Below are 19,735 nucleotides of genomic sequence, written 5' to 3'. Positions count from 1 at the left end.
CGGACAAGGGGAGGAAGCGGCGGTATGGGCGAGTGTCTGTGGGGCGGCGACGAGCTGGACCTCGACGGCTACCTGGCACGCATCGGATTCGAGGGAACACCGCGGGTGGACCTGGCGACGCTCCGGGCGGTGCACCGGGGGCACGTGGCCGCTTTCCCGTTCGAAAATCTGGAGATCCTGCTCGGCCGCCCCATACTGCTGGACGTCCCGGCGCTTCAGGACAAGATGGTGACCCGGCGCCGCGGAGGCTACTGCTACGAGCAGAACCTGCTGCTGGCCGCCGCACTGGAGCGCATCGGCTTCCCCTTCACCGGTCTCGGGGCACGGGTCCGCATGGGCAGCGACCGGCAGCGCGCCGTCACCCATATGGCCCTGAAGGTCGAGGCCGACGGCGAGCCGTGGCTGTGCGACGTCGGGTTCGGCGGCGAGGGCCTGCTGGAGCCGCTGGCCCTCCGGGACGGGGTACGGGAGCGCCAGGGGGACTGGACGTTTGGAATCGCGCGTGAACAGAAGGACGTACGCGTCCTGCGCACGCTCCATCCGGAGGGATGGTTCGACCTCTACGCGTTCGGCCCGGAGGAGCGGTTCCCCGTCGACTACGCCGTCATGAACCACTACATCTCGACGCATCCGCGCTCACCCTTCGTCTCCCGGCCCGTAGTGCAGCGGACGGAGTCCGATCACCGGCGGAACCTGGTCGGCCCGGTCCTGACGCGTGCTCGTGCCGACGGCTCGCGTGACGCCTGCGAGATCGGGGTGGAGGAGTTGACGGAGGTGCTCTCGCGGGAGTTCCGGATCGAGCTGGGCGCGGCGGACGCCGAGACGCTCACGCGGGTGTACTCCTCCGGTACGTGATACGCGCCACGGCCGGGGCCGTACGATGGCGCGGTGCTGGTCAAGTGGATTCGCTGCACCGTGGTGGACCGCCGCGGGTTCGAGCGGGGGCAGCGGAAATGGGCGGGGTTGCTCGGTGAGCCGGGATTCCGGGGGCAGGGCGGTGGCTGGAGCCGCGGGCGTCCGCAGGTGGCGCATCTCTTCGGGTTCTGGGAGAGCCGTGCCTTCTACGACTCGTTCATGGCGCGCTCGCACGACAGACTGGCCGCTTCCCAGGCCGGCACGTACAAGGACGTCCAGGTCCGGCTCTTCGAGCACCGCTTCGATGTGAAGGTCGGTTTCCGGCCGCAGTTCTCGGACGCGGACGTGGTGCGGTTCGCCCACTGCCGGATCCGTGCGGACCGGGTGGAGCACTTCACGCATATGCAGGAGAAGGTGTGGAATCCGGCGATGGCCGGATCCCCGGGAATGCTGCGCGGGGTGTTCGGCGAGGCGCCCGGCCGGGAGTTCCTGGTGCTCTCGATGTGGAACTCCGAGGCCGAGCACGGCAAGTACCGCACCGAGCGGGTGGAGCGGCTCGCCCTGCGGGCCCAGACCGAGGCGGACGTGGCGGCCATCGCGGGCGACATCGTCGCGTTAGAGCCGTCCTGGACGGTGTGACCGTCCGGCCCCTCCCGCATCGACGAGTCCCTCTCGCATCGATGAGGCAGGTGGCCGGTACTCGATCTAGGGTGGCGGCATGTCACGGCCCCGGCGCATCGTTCTCATCCGACACGGAGAGTCGGAAGGCAATGTCGACGACACCGTCTACGAACGGGAACCCGACCACGCCCTGAGCCTGACCGAGAAGGGCCGCAAACAGGCCGAGGAAGCCGGAGTGCGGCTGCGCGCGCTCTTCGGGGACGAGCGGGTCTCCGCCTACGTCTCGCCCTATCGCCGCACCCACCAGACCTTCCAGGCCCTCGGCCTCGACCCGCGCCTGGTCCGGGTCCGCGAGGAGCCGCGGCTGCGCGAGCAGGACTGGGGGAACTGGCAGGAGCGCGAAGACGTACGCAAACAGAAGGTGTACCGCGACGCCTACGGGCACTTCTTCTACCGATTCGCCCAGGGCGAGTCGGGCGCGGACGTCTACGACCGGGTGGGCGCCTTCCTGGAGAGCCTGTGGCGCAGCTTCGAGGACCCGGCGCACCCGCCGAACGTACTGATCGTCACGCACGGTCTGACCATGAGGCTGTTCTGCATGCGCTGGCTGCACTGGACCGTCGCCGAGTTCGAGTGCCTGTCGAACCCGGGCAACGCCGAGAGCCGTGCCCTTCTGCTCGGACCCGACGGCCGGTACCACCTGGACCGTCCGTTCGAGCGCTGGTGCACCCCCGAATCGTACGGCTTCACCGGTTAGAGTTCGCTGCGATGACCGCTGACCGATTCCACCGAGCCCTGGGGAGCCTGCGAGGGCTGGCCGTGGGCGACGCCCTCGGCTCCCAGTTCTTCGTCCCCGACAACTATCCGTCCCTCAAGCGCCGCGAGCTGCCGCCCGCCCCCTGGCAGTGGACCGACGACACCGAGATGGCCTGCTCCGTGCTGGCCGTCCTCGCCGAGCACGGCCGTATCGACCAGGACGCCCTGGCGCGCTCCTTCGCCGCGCACCACGACTTCGACCGCGGATACGGCCCGGCGGTCAACCGGATGCTGCGGCTGATCAGGGAGGGCGGCGACTGGCGCGAGCTGGCCGCCGCGCTGTTCCAGGGCCAGGGCTCCTGGGGGAACGGCGCCGCCATGCGCATCGCCCCGCTGGGCGCCTGGTACGCGGACGACCCGGAGCAGGCCACGCACCAGGCCGAGATCTCGGCCTACACCACCCACCAGCACCGCGAGGCGGTCGCCGGGTCCATGGCCGTGGCCGCCGCCGCGGCGATCGCCGCCGACCCGGCGGGCTCCGTCGACCCGGGCGCGCTGCTGGACGGTGTGATCGCCCTGGTGCCACGCAGCGCCGTGCACGCCGGGCTGCGCCGCGCCCGCGACATGCTCGACTACGGCGACGCGACCACCGTCGCGGCCGTCCTCGGCTGCGGCCGGCGCACCAGCGCCCACGACACGGTACCCTTCGCGCTGTGGGCGGCGGCCCGCCACCTCGAATCCTTCGAGGAAGCGTTCTGGACGACCGCGCAGGCGGGCGGCGACGTGGACACCACGTGCGCCATCGCCGGCGGCGTGGTCGCGGCCGGGACGCGCGGCGCCCCGCCCGCCGACTGGCTGCGGCAGACCGAGGACCTGCCCGACTGGCTGCCGGCCACCGCACGCTGAGCTGACGGGCGGTAGTGGGGGCGGCGCACCGCGTGCCGCCTCCGGGGCGTACGCTTACAGCGTCATGCCGTACGAACCGCCTACCCACAGCGTCGAGCGCTCGCTCCGCGCCACCACCGGAGCCAAGATCGTCGCCGGTGTCGACGAAGTCGGCCGGGGTGCCTGGGCCGGTCCCGTCACCGTCTGCGCGGCCGTCACCGGGCTGCGCCGGCCGCCGGAGGGCCTCACCGACTCCAAGCTCCTGACGCCCAAGCGGCGCACCGCGCTCGCCCAGCAGCTGGAGAGCTGGGTGACCGCCCACGCCCTCGGTGACGCCTCCCCCCAGGAGATCGACGAGCTGGGAATGACGGCGGCGCTGCGACTGGCCGCGTGCCGCGCCCTGGACGCGCTGCCGGTGCGGCCCGACGCGGTGATCCTCGACGGCAAGCACGACTATCTCGGCGCCCCCTGGAAGGTCCGTACGGTCATCAAGGGTGACCAGTCCTGTGTGGTCGTCGCCGCCGCCTCCGTGATCGCCAAGGTCCGGCGCGACGCGATGATGGCCGAACTGGGCGCCGACCACGCGGACTTCGGCTTCTGCGACAACGCCGGATATCCCTCGCCGGTGCACCAGGCCGCTCTGCGGGAGCTGGGCCCGACTCCGCACCACCGGATGTCCTGGGCCTACTTGGACGCGCTGCCGCGGTGGCAGCACCTCAAACGGCCCCGCGTCAGCCCCGAAACAGTCGCCTTGGAGGCCGGAGGCCAGATCGGCTTCGACTTCTGAGCGGCCCTGTGGCCACCCGCCGATGCGACCCGCACCGGCGTTTGATAAACATCAACTCATGCCTCTCATCCCCGAGGAGCCTCAGATTCACGAGAGTGTCCCGGGTCCCCGCGCAGTTCCGACCGCCGGCCGGACCACGCAGACCCCCCGCCCCGTCCCTGGCCCCGGCCCCCGTCCGGTCCCGGCGCGACCCGGAAACCCCGGCTCGAACCGTGCACCGGTCCCCGCCCCGCGCAGCCCGCGCGAGACGGTGACGGACGCCCCGGCCGCCGCCTCGATACCGGCGCGGGCGCCGCGGCCCGCCCCGGCGGCCACCCCGCAGATCCAGCTGATCCCCGCCTCCGCGCAGGGTGCGGTGGACGCGGCGGACGAAGCCGTCGACCTGCTGCTCGACACCGGCCGCGCGCCCGGCGAGATCCTGGTGCTCACCACCGGCGACCTTCACCCCTGGGCGGCGCACGAGCTGTCCTTCGGTGAGGCGTCGTACTGGGCGCAGCACGACGCCGGGGACGACGTCTTCTACGCCGGTGCCGACGCGGCCCGTGCCACGGCCCGCCCGGTCGTGGTCGTCGCCGTCAACGGCGGCACGGACGCCGTGGTGACCGGCGCGCTGCCCGCGGCGATGGCCCGCGCCGGTGCGCTGCTGATCGTCTGTGGTGACCCGCAGCGGGTCAACGCCCTTCTCGCCACGGGCGTCTAGCGTTCGGCCCCGTCGGTCGCCGGCACTCCCTGGCGGGGTGCCGGCGACCGACGGATCGGCGAGCCCGCGGCCCCGCGGCGCGGACACGCGCGTCGCCGGAGCGGCCGACCGGCTCTGCCGCCCGGCCGTGCCTGTCAGCGGGCAGCCGTGTGACGGTGTGCCTCCGGGGCCCCGCCACCGGAGGAACTCAGGGACGCCACCGGGCGCGCGGGAGAGCGCGGTTGCCGGCCGGCCCGGCCCTCGCCGAGAACGCGCCACCCACCGCGGGTCAGGGTGATGTACGCGCCGCAGCGCAGCCCGTGCAAGGTGCACGCGTCACGCAGGCCCCACATCCAGGCGCCGTCCTCCTCGGTCCAATGCCCCTGGCCCTCACGGCAGTAGAGCAATACGGCCGTGCGGACCGGCGTCCTGCGACGCAGGTCATGCGGGATCACCCGGCGCAACTGGGCCAGGAGGGCGTTGCGAAGCTCCCATCCGTCGACCGTGGCCGGCCGTCCGGCGAGGGAGGCACTCGCGACGAGCCGCTCGTCCGGCCCCAGAACGGCGACGACAGCCGTCGACGGTGTCGGCGAGTGGCGCTCGTGCAGCCCGGTGACGACGTCCCGTGGATCGCGCAGCAGAGGAATCCTGGCGGCGGCCCACTCGGCGGGTTCGAGCTGCCGCACCAACCGGGAAACGGAATCGGCTGACGCTGGGGCGGCGATACCGAGAGCCACGGTTCTCCCTTCGTCGGCGCGCCCACGGCCCGGGCGGCGCGGCAGAGCGCGGCGCGCACCACGAAGGCCGTCCCGGCGAAGCCGTGGGAGCGGGAGCGGGGGGTCGGTCCCAATTCTCGCGGGCGCACCAGCCGCCCGGCAACGACCGATTGGCGCCACTGACGGGTATCGGGTGGTTCGTCGCCTGTCTTCCCGCCGCTCGTATCTTCCCCCCTCGCCCGAGCGGCGGGCTGCGGTTCACCCGGGAATCCGACGGCTCACCCCTGAACGGCCAGGACCAGCGGGAACACCTCCTTGGCGCCGGACCGGCGCAGCAGCCTCGCGGCCACGGCGAGGGTCCATCCGGTGTCGGCCATGTCGTCCACGAGCAGCACCGGCCCGTCCGCCGACGCGAGTGCCTCGGCGAGCGCGGGGGGCACGGTCAGCGCCCCGTCGAGCGCCCGCAGGCGCTGTGCGCTGTTGGTGCGCGGCAACCGGGTGTCCGTCGCCGCGTCCCGGTACGCGACGGAGCCCAGCAGAGGCATGCGGCCGATCGTCGCGATGTGCCGGCCGAGGGATTCGATCAGCTGGGGGCGGGTGTGCGAGGCGAGGGTGACGACGCCCACGGGCCGGGACGGCGCGTCGGGGGCGCCGGAGGCCCAACCGCCGGGACCCCGGGCCCAGTCGGCCAGCACGGTCACCACCGCGTCCGCCACATCGTCCGGAATCCGGTTGTCCGGCGTCTGCGGGGAGAGCAGCGGTCGCAGGCGGTTGCCCCAGCCGATGTCGGAGAGCCGCCCGAGCGCCCGCCCGGGAGCGGCCTGCTCGCCCGCCGGGATGCGGCCCTTGAGATCGACGCCCACGGCCGACATGCCCGTCGGCCACATCCGCCGCGGCTCGACCTCCACACCGGGGCGCCCCAGTTCGCCGCGTGACGCCTCCAGCGCCACACCGGAGACCTCGGCGGTGAACCTGGCGCCCGCGCAATTGTCACAACGCCCGCAGGGGGCCGCCTGCTCGTCGTCCAACTGGCGGCGCAGGAACTCCATCCGGCACTCGGTCGTGGTGGCGTAGTCCCGCATCGCCTGCTGCTCGGCCTCGCGCTGCCGCGCGACCCACGCGTAGCGCTCGCCGTCGTAGGCCCACGGCCGGCCGGTCGCGGTCCAGCCTCCCTTGACGCGGTGCACCGCGCCGTCCACGTCGAGGACCTTGAGCATGGTCTCCAGGCGTGAGCGCCGCAGCTCGACCTGCGGCTCCAGGGCGGGCAGGGACACGGGCCGGTCGGAGGCGGCCAGCACGTCCAGCGTGCGGCGCACCTGGTCCTCCGGAGGGAAGGCGAGGGAGGCGAAGTACTTCCAGATCGCCTCGTCCTCACGGCCCGGGAGCAGCAGGACCTCGGCGTGCTTGACGCCACGGCCGGCGCGGCCCACCTGCTGGTAGTAGGCGATGGGGGAGGAGGGCGAACCCAGGTGGACCACGAAACCGAGATCGGGCTTGTCGAAGCCCATGCCCAGGGCGGAGGTGGCCACGAGCGCCTTGACGCGGTTGGCGAGCAGGTCGTCCTCCGCCTGCTGCCGGTCGGCGTTCTCGGTCTTGCCGGTGTAGGAGGAGACGGTGTGGCCGCGCCGGCGCAGGAACGCCGTCACCTCCTCGGCGGCGGCGACGGTGAGGGTGTAGATGATGCCGGAGCCCGGCAGCTCGTCGAGATGGTCGGCGAGCCAGGCCAGCCGGTGGGCGGCGTCGGGGAGCCGCAGGACGCCGAGGCTCAGGCTCTCCCGGTCCAGCGGCCCGCGCAGCACGAGCGTCTTCGCGGCGCCCTCGCCCGTCCCCAGCTGCTCGGCGACGTCGGCGGTGACCCGGGCGTTGGCGGTGGCGGTCGTCGCGAGGACGGGAACGCCCGGGGGCAGATCGGCCAGCATGGTGCGCAGCCGGCGGTAGTCGGGCCGGAAGTCGTGGCCCCAGTCGGAGATGCAGTGGGCCTCGTCGACGACGAGCAGACCCGTGGCGGCGGCGAGCTTGGGCAGCACCTGGTCACGGAAATCCGGATTGTTCAGCCGCTCGGGGCTCACCAGCAACACGTCGACCTCGCCCGCGGCGATCTCGGCCTGGACGGTGTCCCATTCCTCGACATTGGCGGAGTTGATCGTCCGCGCCCGGATCCCGGCCCGCGCGGCGGCCTCCACCTGGTTGCGCATCAGGGCCAGCAGCGGGGAGACGATGACCGTCGGGCCGCTGCCGCGCTCGCGCAGCAGCGCGGTGGCGACGAAGTAGACGGCCGACTTGCCCCAGCCGGTGCGCTGCACCACGAGCGCGCGCCGGTGCTCCGCGACCAGCGCCTCGATCGCGCGCCACTGATCCTCACGCAACGTGGCCGTGCCTGTGGTGTCCCCGACGAGGCGGGCGAGGACGGCGTCGGCCGAGGCGTGGAGATCTTCGTTGCTCATGCCCCCATGCAACACGAGGCCACTGACATCGCGCTAATGGGACCGTCGGCCTGTGGAAAACGCCGAGGGCTCGAAACCCCGTTGTCCACAGGGTTAGTAGGACAATATGCGGGAGTTATCCACAGGCCTGGCGGACCTTGACACCTCCGCGGGACTCTCGGGCCATGACCAAGCGCGATGAATCAGCCCGCCCGTCCACCTCGTCGGTTACACCCGCCTCCGCGGATCCGGCAGCCTCCGCCGCCGCCTCCCCGACCACCCCCGCCGCCGCTACTCCCTCCGCTTCCTCCGCTCCGGAGGACTCATCCGTCTCGTCCGTCTCGTCCGGCGCGCCGACCGCGTCGCCGGAGGAGCAGATCAGCCTCCGCAGCCCGGCCGAACTGGCCGACGCCCTGCCGTACCTTCTCGGCTTCTTCCCGGATGACAGCGTCGTCATGGTCGCGCTGCACGGCGAGCGCGGCCGCTTCGGCGGCCGGCTCAGGCTCGGCATTCCACGGACCCGCGAGGAATGGCCGGAAGTCAGCACCCAGCTCGCCGAGACCCTCATCGCCGGCAGCAGCAAGCGCGGCGCCCGGCCCGACGGCATCGTGCTGTTCCTCTGCCAGGATCCCGGGGCCGGGGAGACCGCGCGCGACGTGATGGAGCGGCTGCGTCCGCTCGCCCAGTGCCTGCGCCTCGCCTGCGGAGGACTGGAGGTGCCGGTCTACGAGGCGTTGTGCATCTCCGACGGCCGCTTCTGGTCCTACTGCTGCCCCGACACCCGGTGCTGCCCACCGGAGGGCACCCCGCTGGCCGTGCCCGGCACCTCCGTCATGGCGGCGGCCGCCGCCTACGCCGGCATCCAGGTGCGCGGCTCCCTGCGCCAGATGGAAGCCCGCTTCGCACCGCTCACCGGCCCTGCGGCCGACGAGCAGGAACGGGCGCTGGACGCCGCGGCCGCCGACCTCGTGCCCCGCATCCTGCGCGGGACGGACTGCGAGACGGTGCGCGAGGAGACGATGGGCCTGGCCCGGCTCGTACTCGACCGGCTCCACACCACGCCGCCGCACCCCCGGCAACCGGAGGCGGACGCCCAGGACGACGCCCTCCTCGCCCACGACGAAGCCGCCGCGATCATCCTCGGGCTCCAGGACCGCGCCACCCGGGACCGGGCGGCGGAATGGATGGAGGGCCCCCTCGCCCCCTCGGTGCTCCGCCTCTGGCGCGCCCTCGCCCGGCGCTGTGTGTCCTCGTACGCCGAGCACGCGGCCGCGCCGCTCACCCTCGCCGGCTGGGTCGCCTGGTCCACCGGCGATCAGCCCGAGGCCCGGGTGGCACTGAGCCTCGCGCTGACCACCGACCCCGAGTACCTCTTCGCCCAGCTCCTGCAACGCGCCTGCAACGAGGGAATGGACCCCGAGCCGCTGCGCCGCTGCCTGCGCCGTGAGCGGGCCGACCGTGCCGTGCACGCCGCCGCGCACGCCGAAGCGGACCGCGCGGCGAGCGCCGACGCGGACGGCGCCGGCCAGGGCGTGGAGCAGGCGCCCCGGACCAGGCGGCGTCGCCGCCCGCCCCAGGGTGCGGCCGAAACCGGTGCGAGCGACCGGGCGGGGTCCGTCGGCGAAGGGAGCGCCCTCAGGAACGCCGGGAACGTCCGCCCCGCAGGGCCCGGCGGGGCGAACGGGCCCGCGGGCAGGGCACGGGTGCGGCGGCGGAACGGGCCGCGAGGGGCTCGTGGCCGGCAGTGATCAGGGTGTTGGGCGGGGGCACCGTGACTTACGTGGCCCCCGCGCCGTTCACCTAGGCGGCCCCGCCGCCGTCCGTCGCCCGGTCGCGACGTCCACAGGGAGCGCAGACACATGCAAGGCAAGGTCCCCCATGGCCATCCGACCCTGACCCCGGGCCCTGGCCCGAGGCCCGCCCCGGGCCCCACCCCGGGCCCCGCTTCGACACGCCGCCCGCCCGCCGTCAGGCGCCCGGGACCGGGGCGCGGGCACGGTCCGCAGCCCGTGCACGACGCGCTGATCTGTGTGGCGCTGCCCGCCCTCGCGATCTCCGGCGAGGACGGACAGCTGACCGGCCACGGACTCGACGGGTTCTACCGCGCGGGGCGCCGGCTGCTGGCACGCTGCCGGGTGCGGGTCGCCGGAGCCGAACCGGTGCCCGTCCAGGGCCGGCTGCTCGCCGCCGACCGGGCCCGCTTCGTGGGCACCGTACGGACCGTCGCCGACTCGGGACCCGACCCGGCCGTCACCGTCGAGCGGCTGCGGGACGCCGAGGGCACCGAGCGGATCACCCTGCGCAGCACGGCCGCGCGCGCCTTGAAGCTGGGCGTCGAAGTGTCCCTGGGCACCGACCTCGCCGAACTCGGCGCGGTCGCCTCCGGCCTCGCGGGCCCAGAGATTCCCGCCGCGGTGCACGCCTGCGGGCTGCGCTGGTCCGCGGCCGGGATCCAGGTCATGGTCACCGCGGAGCCGGCGCCCGGGGACTCCCTCGCCTCCGCCGGCCTGCTGTGCTGGGAGCTGGAGCTGCCGCCCGGCGGTACTCGGAGCATCGAACTCCGCGTCCGGGTGGAGCTGCCCGGACGGTCGCGACCGGCCGAGAGCGCGGCACCACGGGGCCGAGGCGGCACCGTGCCCTGGGCCGAGGCGGCGGCGGAGGGGGACGACCCACGGGCGGCGGCCCTGCTGAAGGCCAGCCTCGACGATCTCCGCGCGCTGCTGGTCCGCGACCCGGCGCAGCCCGCCGACGTCCACCTCGCCGCGGGCGTCCCATGGCGCTGTGGTCACCTCGCCCCCGCCGAGGCGCTGTGGGCGGCCCGGATGACACTGCCCCTGGGCGTCCGCCTCGCCGCCGGGACACTGCGCACCCTGGCCCGCGCGCAACTGCCCGGGCCGCACGCGGACGGCGGCCATATCCCCGGGGCGCTGCGGCACGCGGGAGCGCACCTGCCGCCGGGGTGCACGGGCGTCGAGGCGACCTTGCTGTTCCCCGTGGTCCTCGCCGAGGCCCGGCGGTGGGGGCTGGCCGAGCGGGAGGTCGAAGCTCTGCTGCCGGCCGCCGAGCGGTGCCTGGGCTGGCTGCGTTCGGCGGTGGGGGAGGGCCGCTACCTCGCGGACCCGGGCCCCGACGGGCCGTACCGCTGCGAGGTGCAGGCGCACGCGCACCGTGCCGCGCTGCTCGGCGCGGATCTCCTGGAGGCGTGCGGCCGCCCCGGCGCGGAGGGTTGGCGGGACTGGGCGGGCGAGCTGCGGCGCCGCTTCCGGGACGACTTCTGGGCCGAGGACCCCGGCGGCGGACGCCCCGTCGCGGCCCTGATGCCGGACGGCCGGCGGATACCGCATCTGGGCTGCGCCGCCGCGCATCTGCTCGACACGGGTCTGCTCGGGGCCGGCGAGTACGCCCCGGGCCTGCTCGACCAGGTGCGGAGCGAGCAGCTGGCCCGACTGCTCGGCGGGCCGGCGCTCGACTCGGGCTGGGGGCTGCGCAGCCTGGGGGCGAAGGAGCCGGGCCACAACCCGTTCGGCCACCGCAGCGGGGCCGTGCGGGTCCACGAGACGGCCGTGGCCGTGGCCGGGCTGGCGGCCGCCGGTTTCGAGAAGGAAGCGGGCGGACTGCTGCGCGGCACCCTCGACGCCGCCGAGGCCTTCGGGTACCGGCTGCCGGAGATGTACGCGGGGGAGCAGCGCACCACCGGCAGTGTGCCGCTGCCGCACCCCGCGGCCTGCCGCCCCGCCGCGGTCGCCGCCGCGGGCGCGGTCCAGCTCCTGACCGCCCTCGCCGGGGTGCGGCCCGACGTGCCGGCGGGGAGCGTGGCGGTCCGGCCGCCGCCAACCGCACCCTTGGGCGCCTTGCGGTTCACGGGACTGCGGGTCGCCGACCAGCCGTTCGCCGTGCGGATCAGCCGGCTGGGGCTCGGCATGGTGGAGGAAGCCGCCGACGGTCTGCAACTGGGGGTGTGAGCGCGGGTGCGGGCCGAGCGGCCCGAAGAGTCATCCGAAGAGTCATGGGTGAGCAGTCGACAAGGCCCTGTTTATCGTCAAGCAGACGACTATGATCGCGTCATGCCCTACGACCCGTCGGCCTTCCCGCCCTTCGCCGTCACCGTCGACCTGGTCGTGCTCACCGTGCGGCGCCACGCGCTGTGCGCGTTGGCCGTCCGCCGGGGTGAGCCTCCCTACCAGGGGCGCTGGGCACTGCCGGGCGGATTCGTCAGGGGGGACGAGGACCTGGCGACTGCGGCCGCCCGGGAGCTGACCGAGGAGACCGGGCTGCACGCCCACGACCCGGCCGGGCCCGCTCCCGCGAACGCCGCGCACCTCGAACAGCTCGCCACTTATGGCGACCCGAAGCGCGACCCCCGGATGCGGGTCGTCAGCGTGGCCCACCTCGCCCTCGCGCCGGATCTGCCCGCCCCGCGCGCCGGCGGCGACGCGCGCAGCGTGCGGTGGGCGCCCGTGGAGGACCTGCTGAACCAGGCGGACGGCTACGGCCGCGACGGGGAGCTGGCCGCGCCGCTCGCCTTCGATCACGCCCGTATCCTCGCCGACGGCGTCGAGCGGGCCCGCTCCAAGATCGAGTATTCCTCACTGGCCACCGCCTTCTGCCCGCGGGAGTTCACCGTCGGGGAGCTGCGCCGGGTGTACGAGGCGGTGTGGGGCGTCGCCCTGGATCCGCGGAACTTCCATCGCAAGGTCACGGGCACGCCCGGCTTCCTGGTGCCCACGGGCGGAACGACGACGCGCCAGGGCGGCCGCCCCGCGCAGCTCTTCCGGGCGGGCGGGGCCACGCTGCTGAACCCGCCGATGCTGCGGCCCGAGGCGTAGGGCGCGTCCGGGCGCCGCCAGGCGCGGGGGCGCCCGACGCGCTCCGGGTGCTGCCACGGGGCGGACGCCGACCGGGTCGGCGGACACGGCGGGCGGGAATGCCTACCGTGCGGAGCAAATCGGGCATATCGGGTTACGGTGCTGCGGTACGTCCCCGTGCTCCGTGCGTCCCGTAGCCCAGGGTTCCCGCGCCGAGCCGTCCCACGCCCCGCGGGAGAAGCCATGATCCAGGCCATCGGGCTGACCAGCGCCCCCCGCCGCAACCACCCTCCCGCCGTCGACGACCTCACCTTCGAGGCCCGCCCCGGCCGGGTCACCGTGCTGCTCGGCGACCCCGGGGCGGGCAAGACCAGCGTCCTGCGGCTCATGCTGCGGCTCGACCCCGGGCGCGGAGTGGCGCTGTTCCGCGGTCGCACGCTCGACCGGGTGCCCCACCCCACCCGTGAGATCGGCGTGCTGCTCGGTGACGTCCCCGGCCACCCCGCCCGCACCGCCCGCGGCCACCTGCGGATGCTCAGCGCCGCCGCCGGGGTGCCCGCGGAGCGCGCCGACGACCTCCTGGAGGTCGTCGGGCTCAGCGGTCTCGCCGACCAGCGTCTCGGCGGCTTCTCCCTCGGCATGGACCGCCGTCTCGGTCTCGCCGCGGCACTCCTCGGTGATCCGCACACCCTGCTGCTCGACGAACCCGCCGAAGGCCTCTCGCCGCGGGAGACCGCCTGGCTGCACGGCGTGCTGCGCGGCTACGCGGCCCAGGGCGGCGCCGTGCTCGTCACCTCGGGCGACCCCAGGGAGGCGGCTCGCATCGGCGACCGGGTCGTCACCGTCGACCGGGGCCGTCTCGTCGCCGACCAGGAGGCCGCCGACTTCGCCCGGACCCGGCTGCGCCCCCGGGTCGCCGTCCACTCACCGTTCGCGAGCCGCCTCGCCCACGTCCTCACCGTCGAGGCCGACGTGGTGCGCGCGTCCCCCGACGGGCCCCCCGTGGAAGTGACGCACGAGGGCGGCAGCCGGATCAACGTCTACGGCAGCAGCTGTGCCGCCGTCGGCGAGACCGCCTACCGCCACGGCATCCTCGTACACCGCCTGGCCGACGAGACCGGGGACACCGGCCCCGTGTCCCCCCTGCACCGCGCCGACGGCCGCCGCCCCGCCGCCCCTGCCTCCACGGCCGCCGCGGAACCGGGCACGGACCCCGGCGCCGGCTTCGATGCCGCCCCGGCCACCGGCACCGCTACCGATACCGACACCGGCTCCCCGGCGCCGCCGACATCCCGCTCGCAGGCCCGCGTCCAGCCCCGGCTGCCCGCCCCCGGCCCTGTCTGGCCGCTGCTCTACGAACTGCGCCGCGCCACGGGCGTACGGACGGGCTGGATCACCGGGGCCCTCGCCCTCACGGCCTCACTCGTGGCCTCCGTGCTGCTCGCCCGCACCGGCGACACCCCGGCGTTGCGCCTCCTCACCGGCTGGCCGGTGCCGATGCCGCTCCCCCCGGCCGCCTTCGGCGCGGGGCTGCTGGGAGCCCTCGCCTTCGGCCAGGAGTTCCGCTACCCGGCACTGGCGCCGCACCAGGGCCCCGTTCCCCGCCGCCTCGGACTGCTCGTCGCCAAGCTCGCGGTCACGGCCATGGCCGCCCTGCTGCTCGCCTTCGCCGCCATCGGACTCGACGCGGCCGCCCTCAGGCTGCTCTTCGGCGACCCCGCCGTCGTCCTCCCCGCCCACTGGGCCCTCACGCTCGCCGGCTGGGCGGGGCTCACCCTCGGCTGCGCGTGGGCCGGTCTTCTCGCCGCCGGTGTGTTCCGGTCCACGGCCCTGGGGCTGGTGGCGGTGCTCGCGGTGCCCACGCTCGTGATGCCCGTCCTGGGCGGGGTGCTCGCCCACCCGACGGCCCGTTCGCTGGTGGGGCTCCCGGAGCGGTTGCGTTCCACGGCCCTGGTGCGGTGGCCGTCCGGGGTGGACCAGGCGCTCGCCGCGGCCCTGCGGCTGATGTCCCAGCCCGTCGGCTGGGCGCTGGCCCTGTCCCTCGCGGTGCTCCTGGGCGCCTACGTGCTCACCGTGTTCCGGGGCAGGCCGTGATGGGCGGTGACCGGCGGCCGGGAGCGCGGCCACGGCGGCCGTGGGCCCGGGGGAGCCCCGAGGGGGCGCGGCCGGAGGCGGTCGCGCGCCGGGCCGCGCCCCTCGCCTCGGAGGCAGTCGGCCCGCTCGGGTTGCCGCACGGGGCCCGCGTGATAAAGGCGGCGAAGGCCTCGCCCCGGGGCTCGCGCCCGTACGTGGCTCCCAGTCCCGGCGAAGAGATCACACCGCGTAATCACGCCGGGCGGTCACGTCCCGGCCTCACCAGAATTGTCGTCACGCTCCGCACTCGCCCTCCCTGAGGCGGTGCCCGATTCCGTCCGATTGAGCGTCAATTGTGAGGTAATGCGCGATCACCCTTTCGTGTGCTTTTCACCAAAGACCTCAAGGGCTCTCAACGTGTCGCCGACAAAGGATGCGTGAGTACCCTTGCGCACACCATGATGACCGCGGCTCGCCCCGCCGACTCCGGCCTCGCAGGATCGGGCGAGCTTGACCGTTACTCCTACGCGGAGGCCCCCGGGGCCGACCGCGGGGCGTCGTCCGCCTGGGACGGTGACACGGAGCTGAGCCGGGCCGGCCGCCGTGCGGCCGGCAGCCGCGGCCGAGGGCTGCACGGCCAGCTCGTCCAGCAGCTGGGCCAGATGATCGTCTCCGGCGACCTGGGCGCCGACCGCCCGCTCGTCCCGGAGGAGATCGGGCAGCGCTTCGAGGTCTCCCGGACCGTCGTCCGCGAGTCCCTGCGCGTCCTCGAGGCGAAGGGCCTGGTCAGCGCCCGGCCCAACGTCGGCACCCGCGTCCGTCCCGTCAGCGACTGGAACCTCCTCGACCCGGACATCATCGAATGGCGGGCCTTCGGGCCCCAGCGGGAAGACCAGCGCCGCGAGCTGTGCGAGCTGCGCTGGACCATCGAGCCGCTGGCCGCCCGGCTCGCGGCCGGACACGGGCGCGAGGACGTCCAGCAGCGCCTCGCCGACATGGCCGAGATCATGGGCCACGCCCTGGCCCAGGGTGACTCCCTCACCTTCTCCCGCGCCGACGCCGAGTTCCACTCCCTCCTCCTGCAGGTCGCGGGCAACCGCATGCTCGAGCACCTCTCGGGCATCGTCTCCGCCGCCCTGCACGTCTCGGGCGCCCCGGTCAGCGGCTGTGACCGCCCCACCGAGACCGGAGTCGGCCAGCACCTGCGGATCGTGGACGCGGTGGGTGCCGGAGACGCCGCCGGGGCGGAGGCCGCGATGCGTCAGCTGCTCGTCACCCACCCCGACGTCGAGCGTGTGGTGCCCGCCCCGCGCGAGCACTGATCGCGGGACCGGGGTCGTACGGACGGGGCCGTACGGGCTGGGTCGTACGGCCGGATCCGTACGCGCGGGGCCGCGGTGGCGGCTCGCGCGTACGACCGTGCGTGCGGGCCGGGTGGGCGGCCTCACGGAGGGCCGGAGCGGGTCCGGCCCCGGGATGGGACGCGACGGAACCGGGTGATCCGTCCAATTAAGTGGTGATGCATCCCGGTATGGGGTGTGACTCGGGCCACGAGGATTGGGCGTAACGCTGTCCGGCGAAGCGCGATGACTAAAGAGGTGGCAGACGCTGAGGGAATACGGGCCTCGATCGAGGTGCTGTGTTGCTCTGCACTCCCGCCCGCGCCGTCGGTTCATCCTTGCCGGCGGTCGTCGGCTCCGGTCCGCTACGGACGGGGCCGGAAGCCGTTTCCATCGTTCCGAGAGGTTGTTCGTGTCGGCCAGCACATCCCGTACGCTCCCGCCGGAGATCGCCGAATCCGAGTCTCTGATGGCGCTCATCGAGCAGGGAAAGGCCGAGGGGCAGATCGCCGGCGACGACGTGCGTCGGGCCTTCGAGGCTGACCAGATTCCGCCAACCCAGTGGAAGAACGTTCTGCGCAGCCTCAACCAGGTCCTCGACGAGGAGGGTGTGACGCTGATGGTCAGTGCCGCAGAGGCGCCCAAGCGCACCCGCAAGAGCGTCGCAGCGAAGAGCCCGGCGAAGCGCACCGCCACCAAGGCCGTCTCGTCCAAGACGGTCACGGCCAGGTCCACGTCCTCCGCGTCCACCACGTCCGCCCAGGGTGGCGCGTACGGGGACGAGGAGGGTGACGAGGCCATGGGCGCGCCCGCCAAGAAGACCGCCGCCAAGAAGACGGCGGCCAAGAAGACGGTGGCGAAGAAGGCCACCGCCAAGAAGACGGCGGCCAAGAAGACCGCCTCCAAGAAGGACGCCGACGAGCTGCTCGACGACGAGGTCGTCGAGGAGACCCCCACCCCGGGCAAGGGTGACGACGAGGACGAGACCGGCGAGAACAAGGGCTTCGTCCTCTCCGACGACGACGAGGACGACGCCCCCGCGCAGCAGGTCGCGGTGGCCGGTGCCACGGCCGACCCGGTCAAGGACTACCTCAAGCAGATCGGCAAGGTCCCCCTCCTCAACGCGGAGCAGGAGGTCGAACTCGCCAAGCGCATCGAGGCCGGTCTGTTCGCCGAGGACAAGCTGGCGAACGCCGACAAGCTCGCGCCGAAGCTCAAGCGCGAGCTGGAGATCATCGCCGAGGACGGCCGCCGCGCCAAGAACCACCTCCTGGAGGCCAACCTCCGCCTGGTGGTCTCGCTGGCCAAGCGCTACACCGGTCGCGGCATGCTCTTCCTGGACCTCATCCAGGAAGGCAACCTCGGTCTCATCCGTGCGGTCGAGAAGTTCGACTACACCAAGGGTTACAAGTTCTCGACCTACGCGACCTGGTGGATCCGCCAGGCGATCACGCGCGCGATGGCCGACCAGGCCCGCACCATCCGTATCCCGGTGCACATGGTCGAGGTCATCAACAAGCTCGCGCGTGTCCAGCGCCAGATGCTCCAGGACCTGGGCCGCGAGCCCACCCCGGAGGAGCTGGCCAAGGAACTCGACATGACCCCCGAGAAGGTCATCGAGGTCCAGAAGTACGGCCGTGAGCCGATCTCCCTCCACACCCCCCTGGGTGAGGACGGCGACAGCGAGTTCGGTGACCTCATCGAGGACTCCGAGGCGGTCGTGCCGGCCGACGCGGTCAGCTTCACCCTTCTCCAGGAGCAGCTGCACTCCGTCCTGGACACGCTCAGCGAGCGGGAGGCGGGCGTGGTCTCCATGCGCTTCGGCCTCACCGACGGCCAGCCGAAGACCCTCGACGAGATCGGCAAGGTCTACGGGGTGACGCGTGAGCGCATCCGTCAGATCGAGTCGAAGACGATGTCGAAGCTGCGCCACCCGTCGCGCTCGCAGGTCCTGCGCGACTACCTGGATTAAATCCGCCCTCCCCCTCATCCGGCTCCCTCCGCACGGGCACCGGGTGGAATACGGGGGAATGCGGAACGAATGGCGCGAGGCCCGGCCCCCTGAGAGGGTGCCGGGCCTCGCGCCATTTCGGCTGCCCGCACCGCCGGGTTTTCCGGTCGGCCGGTCTTTCTTCCGGATGCGCCGAATACTCTTCGCATCGACCCTGGGTATGCGACTAACTCCGCAGGGTCAGGAGACTGTATGCGTGCACTGAGCTACCCGCTCGCCGGCGCGGTCGCGCTGCTGCTGGCGGCCCCCGGTCCGGCCGTCGCGGACCGGGTGGTCATCGGCGGGCAGCCCGTCAATGCCTCCGAGGCGCCCTGGGTGGTGGCTCTGGCGAGCCGTGAGCGGTTCGGTGCCGCGCGGTCGGGGCAGTTCTGCGGCGGGGTCCTGGTCGGCCGTACCACGGTCGTCACCGCGGCGCACTGCCTCAGCCGCGAGGTGCTCGGTGTGGACGTGGACGAGGCGAAGGATCTCCGGGTCATCGTGGGGCGCGGCGATCTGCGGGGCGGGAGCGGTTCCGAGGTGGCGCTGCGGGACACCTGGGTCAACCCCGGGTTCGACGCGACGACCAACGCCGGGGACGTCGCCGTACTCACTCTGGCGGAACAGGTGCCGGAAAAATATCCGATCGCCATGGCGCAGGCCGGCGACTCCGCCTACCGGCCCGGCACGCCCGCCAAGGTCTACGGCTGGGGGGACACGCTGGGCAACGGCACCTACGCGGAGACGCTGCGGGCGGCCGGTGTGTTCGTCCTGGACGACGTCTTCTGCGAGCAGGCCTACCCGGGCGGCCCGGAAGGTGCGTACCGGCGGGCCTCGATGCTGTGCGGGGGGCGGCCCGAAGGCGGCCGGGACGCCTGCCAGGGAGACAGCGGCGGGCCGCTCGTGGCCAAGGGAAAGCTGGTCGGGCTGGTGTCCTGGGGGAGTGGCTGCGCCCAGGCGGGGCACCCCGGGGTGTACACGCGCGTGTCGGCGGTCGCGACGCTGGTGGCGGCGCACAAGGGCGGGGCCGCACCGGCTTCGCCCACCGGGCCGCCGCCTCCCGCGCCACCCGCCGCGCCGCCGCCTGCCGGCCCGCCGCCGGCCGCCTCGCCCGTCATGGTCCCGGTGGCGCCCCCCGTCCCGCTGTCGCGCACGGCGCGCACGGACCGGTCGGAGCCCGCCGCTCCGCCGGAGGAGCCGGAGGAGGAAACGGCTGGGAAGACGTCGCCGCGGGCCGCCTTGGAGGCCCGCCCGGAGCGGATCGCCCAGCAGCCCCCCTCGCGGCCCCCCGGTGGGGAGGCGCCGCCGAGTGCGGACCCCCGTGGGCGGGGGCCGCAGTGACCCCCCTGAGGCCGCCTGAGGCCTCCTCCCGGGCCGGGGCGGGCACCCGAAAGGCGTCCGGACGTACGAGAGCGGGCGGCCTCCCCCGTGGGGGTGGCCGCCCGCGGCTGCCCGGCCCTGGATGGCCGGACCTCGCTCGTCGTCGGATGCGATGTGTCAGCTATTTGCTGCGGACTCAGCGGTCCTCATCGGACGCGGACGCCGGGGCAGCGGTCAACCGCTCCGTCTCGTCCTGTATCTCCGCGGCGATCTTCTTGAGTTCTGGCTCGAACTTGCGCCCATGGTGAGCGCAGAAGAGCAGTTCACCGCCGCTCATGAGAACGACGCGCAGGTAAGCCTGAGCGCCGCACCGGTCGCAGCGGTCAGCGGCCGTCAGCGGGCTCGCGGGGGTCAGAACAGTAGTCACGTCGCCTCTTCTCTAGCTCGACGAGCTGTCGTACCAGGGTCAACATCCAACCAGGCCGAAA

At 73.8% G+C, this 19,735-nt stretch carries 15 protein-coding genes and 1 pseudogene; 13 read left to right on the top strand and 3 right to left on the bottom strand.

The window, feature by feature from the left end; translation table 11 throughout:
* The first annotated feature begins 24 nt into the window (after positions 1–24).
* The 6 genes from ACZ6MA_RS11910 to ACZ6MA_RS11885 all read left to right on the top strand — a co-directional run bounded on the left by ACZ6MA_RS11910 (position 25) and on the right by ACZ6MA_RS11885 (position 4,604).
* Positions 25–855, top strand: coding sequence for an arylamine N-acetyltransferase family protein (locus tag ACZ6MA_RS11910; protein ID WP_469433056.1), 831 nt, complete (start codon positions 25–27; stop codon positions 853–855).
* Positions 856–888: 33 nt separating this feature from the next.
* Positions 889–1,494 carry a YdbC family protein gene (locus ACZ6MA_RS11905; protein WP_469433055.1) on the top strand — a complete coding sequence of 202 codons (606 nt, stop codon included), beginning with the start codon at positions 889–891 and terminating at the stop codon, positions 1,492–1,494.
* A 79-nt stretch (positions 1,495–1,573) separates the two neighbouring features.
* Positions 1,574–2,233 carry a histidine phosphatase family protein gene (locus ACZ6MA_RS11900; protein ID WP_469433054.1) on the top strand — a complete coding sequence of 220 codons (660 nt, stop codon included), beginning with the start codon at positions 1,574–1,576 and terminating at the stop codon, positions 2,231–2,233.
* Between the two features lie 11 nt (positions 2,234–2,244).
* Positions 2,245–3,138, top strand: coding sequence for an ADP-ribosylglycohydrolase family protein (locus tag ACZ6MA_RS11895; RefSeq protein ID WP_469433053.1), 894 nt, complete (start codon positions 2,245–2,247; stop codon positions 3,136–3,138).
* 64 nt (positions 3,139–3,202) lie between these two features.
* A complete protein-coding gene (locus ACZ6MA_RS11890) occupies positions 3,203–3,904 on the top strand; it encodes a ribonuclease HII (protein WP_469433052.1) in 702 nt (233 codons plus the stop codon).
* Positions 3,905–3,962: 58 nt separating this feature from the next.
* Positions 3,963–4,604, top strand: coding sequence for a hypothetical protein (locus ACZ6MA_RS11885; protein ID WP_469433051.1), 642 nt, complete (start codon positions 3,963–3,965; stop codon positions 4,602–4,604).
* Positions 4,605–4,738: 134 nt separating this feature from the next.
* On the opposite strand, the gene ACZ6MA_RS11880 is transcribed toward ACZ6MA_RS11885, so the two are convergent.
* On the bottom strand, positions 4,739–5,320 hold the full coding sequence (locus ACZ6MA_RS11880) for a hypothetical protein (protein ID WP_469433050.1): 582 nt from the start codon (positions 5,318–5,320) through the stop codon (positions 4,739–4,741).
* Positions 5,321–5,577: 257 nt separating this feature from the next.
* On the bottom strand, positions 5,578–7,743 hold the full coding sequence (locus ACZ6MA_RS11875; RefSeq protein WP_469433049.1) for a RecQ family ATP-dependent DNA helicase: 2,166 nt from the start codon (positions 7,741–7,743) through the stop codon (positions 5,578–5,580).
* Between the two features lie 164 nt (positions 7,744–7,907).
* On the opposite strand from ACZ6MA_RS11875, the gene ACZ6MA_RS11870 reads away from it, so the two are divergent.
* The 7 genes and pseudogenes from ACZ6MA_RS11870 to ACZ6MA_RS11840 form a co-directional block, all read left to right on the top strand.
* On the top strand, positions 7,908–9,470 hold the full coding sequence (locus ACZ6MA_RS11870; protein WP_469433048.1) for a DUF4192 domain-containing protein: 1,563 nt from the start codon (positions 7,908–7,910) through the stop codon (positions 9,468–9,470).
* 261 nt (positions 9,471–9,731) lie between these two features.
* Positions 9,732–11,684: a glycogen debranching N-terminal domain-containing protein gene (locus ACZ6MA_RS11865; RefSeq protein ID WP_469433047.1), complete on the top strand. Its 1,953-nt coding sequence runs from the start codon at positions 9,732–9,734 to the stop codon at positions 11,682–11,684.
* A gap of 102 nt (positions 11,685–11,786) precedes the next feature.
* On the top strand, positions 11,787–12,548 hold the full coding sequence (locus tag ACZ6MA_RS11860) for an NUDIX hydrolase (RefSeq protein WP_469433046.1): 762 nt from the start codon (positions 11,787–11,789) through the stop codon (positions 12,546–12,548).
* A gap of 222 nt (positions 12,549–12,770) precedes the next feature.
* Positions 12,771–14,621 carry an ABC transporter ATP-binding protein gene (locus ACZ6MA_RS11855; protein ID WP_469433044.1) on the top strand — a complete coding sequence of 617 codons (1,851 nt, stop codon included), beginning with the start codon at positions 12,771–12,773 and terminating at the stop codon, positions 14,619–14,621.
* 362 nt (positions 14,622–14,983) lie between these two features.
* On the top strand, positions 14,984–15,922 hold the full coding sequence (locus ACZ6MA_RS11850) for a FadR/GntR family transcriptional regulator (protein WP_469433043.1): 939 nt from the start codon (positions 14,984–14,986) through the stop codon (positions 15,920–15,922).
* A 430-nt stretch (positions 15,923–16,352) separates the two neighbouring features.
* Positions 16,353–17,912: an RNA polymerase sigma factor gene (locus tag ACZ6MA_RS11845; protein ID WP_469433042.1), complete on the top strand. Its 1,560-nt coding sequence runs from the start codon at positions 16,353–16,355 to the stop codon at positions 17,910–17,912.
* 231 nt (positions 17,913–18,143) lie between these two features.
* Positions 18,144–18,941: pseudogene (locus tag ACZ6MA_RS11840) on the top strand (S1 family peptidase); the annotation flags it as partial.
* Positions 18,942–19,443: 502 nt separating this feature from the next.
* Here the strand turns inward: ACZ6MA_RS11840 and ACZ6MA_RS11835 are convergent.
* Positions 19,444–19,674, bottom strand: a complete 231-nt coding sequence (locus ACZ6MA_RS11835; RefSeq protein ID WP_130881806.1) for a DUF7455 domain-containing protein — start codon at positions 19,672–19,674, stop codon at positions 19,444–19,446.
* Positions 19,675–19,735 lie beyond the last annotated feature (61 nt).

The organism is Streptomyces sp. NPDC042259 (assembly GCF_055582085.1).
This window is presented reverse-complemented; position numbering and strand designations above follow the sequence as displayed.

What these genes read in the sequence shown, in the direction of transcription:
- ACZ6MA_RS11870 (WP_469433048.1), top strand. Translation starts at nt 7,908, where the DNA reads ATGACCAAGCGCGATGAATCAGCCCGCCCGTCCACCTCGTCGGTTACA.
- ACZ6MA_RS11900 (WP_469433054.1), top strand. Translation starts at nt 1,574, where the DNA reads ATGTCACGGCCCCGGCGCATCGTTCTCATCCGACACGGAGAGTCGGAA.
- ACZ6MA_RS11855 (WP_469433044.1), top strand. Translation starts at nt 12,771, where the DNA reads ATGATCCAGGCCATCGGGCTGACCAGCGCCCCCCGCCGCAACCACCCT.
- ACZ6MA_RS11875 (WP_469433049.1), bottom strand. Translation starts at nt 7,743, where the DNA reads ATGAGCAACGAAGATCTCCACGCCTCGGCCGACGCCGTCCTCGCCCGC.
- ACZ6MA_RS11910 (WP_469433056.1), top strand. Translation starts at nt 25, where the DNA reads ATGGGCGAGTGTCTGTGGGGCGGCGACGAGCTGGACCTCGACGGCTAC.
- ACZ6MA_RS11890 (WP_469433052.1), top strand. Translation starts at nt 3,203, where the DNA reads ATGCCGTACGAACCGCCTACCCACAGCGTCGAGCGCTCGCTCCGCGCC.
- ACZ6MA_RS11895 (WP_469433053.1), top strand. Translation starts at nt 2,245, where the DNA reads ATGACCGCTGACCGATTCCACCGAGCCCTGGGGAGCCTGCGAGGGCTG.
- ACZ6MA_RS11885 (WP_469433051.1), top strand. Translation starts at nt 3,963, where the DNA reads ATGCCTCTCATCCCCGAGGAGCCTCAGATTCACGAGAGTGTCCCGGGT.
- ACZ6MA_RS11860 (WP_469433046.1), top strand. Translation starts at nt 11,787, where the DNA reads ATGCCCTACGACCCGTCGGCCTTCCCGCCCTTCGCCGTCACCGTCGAC.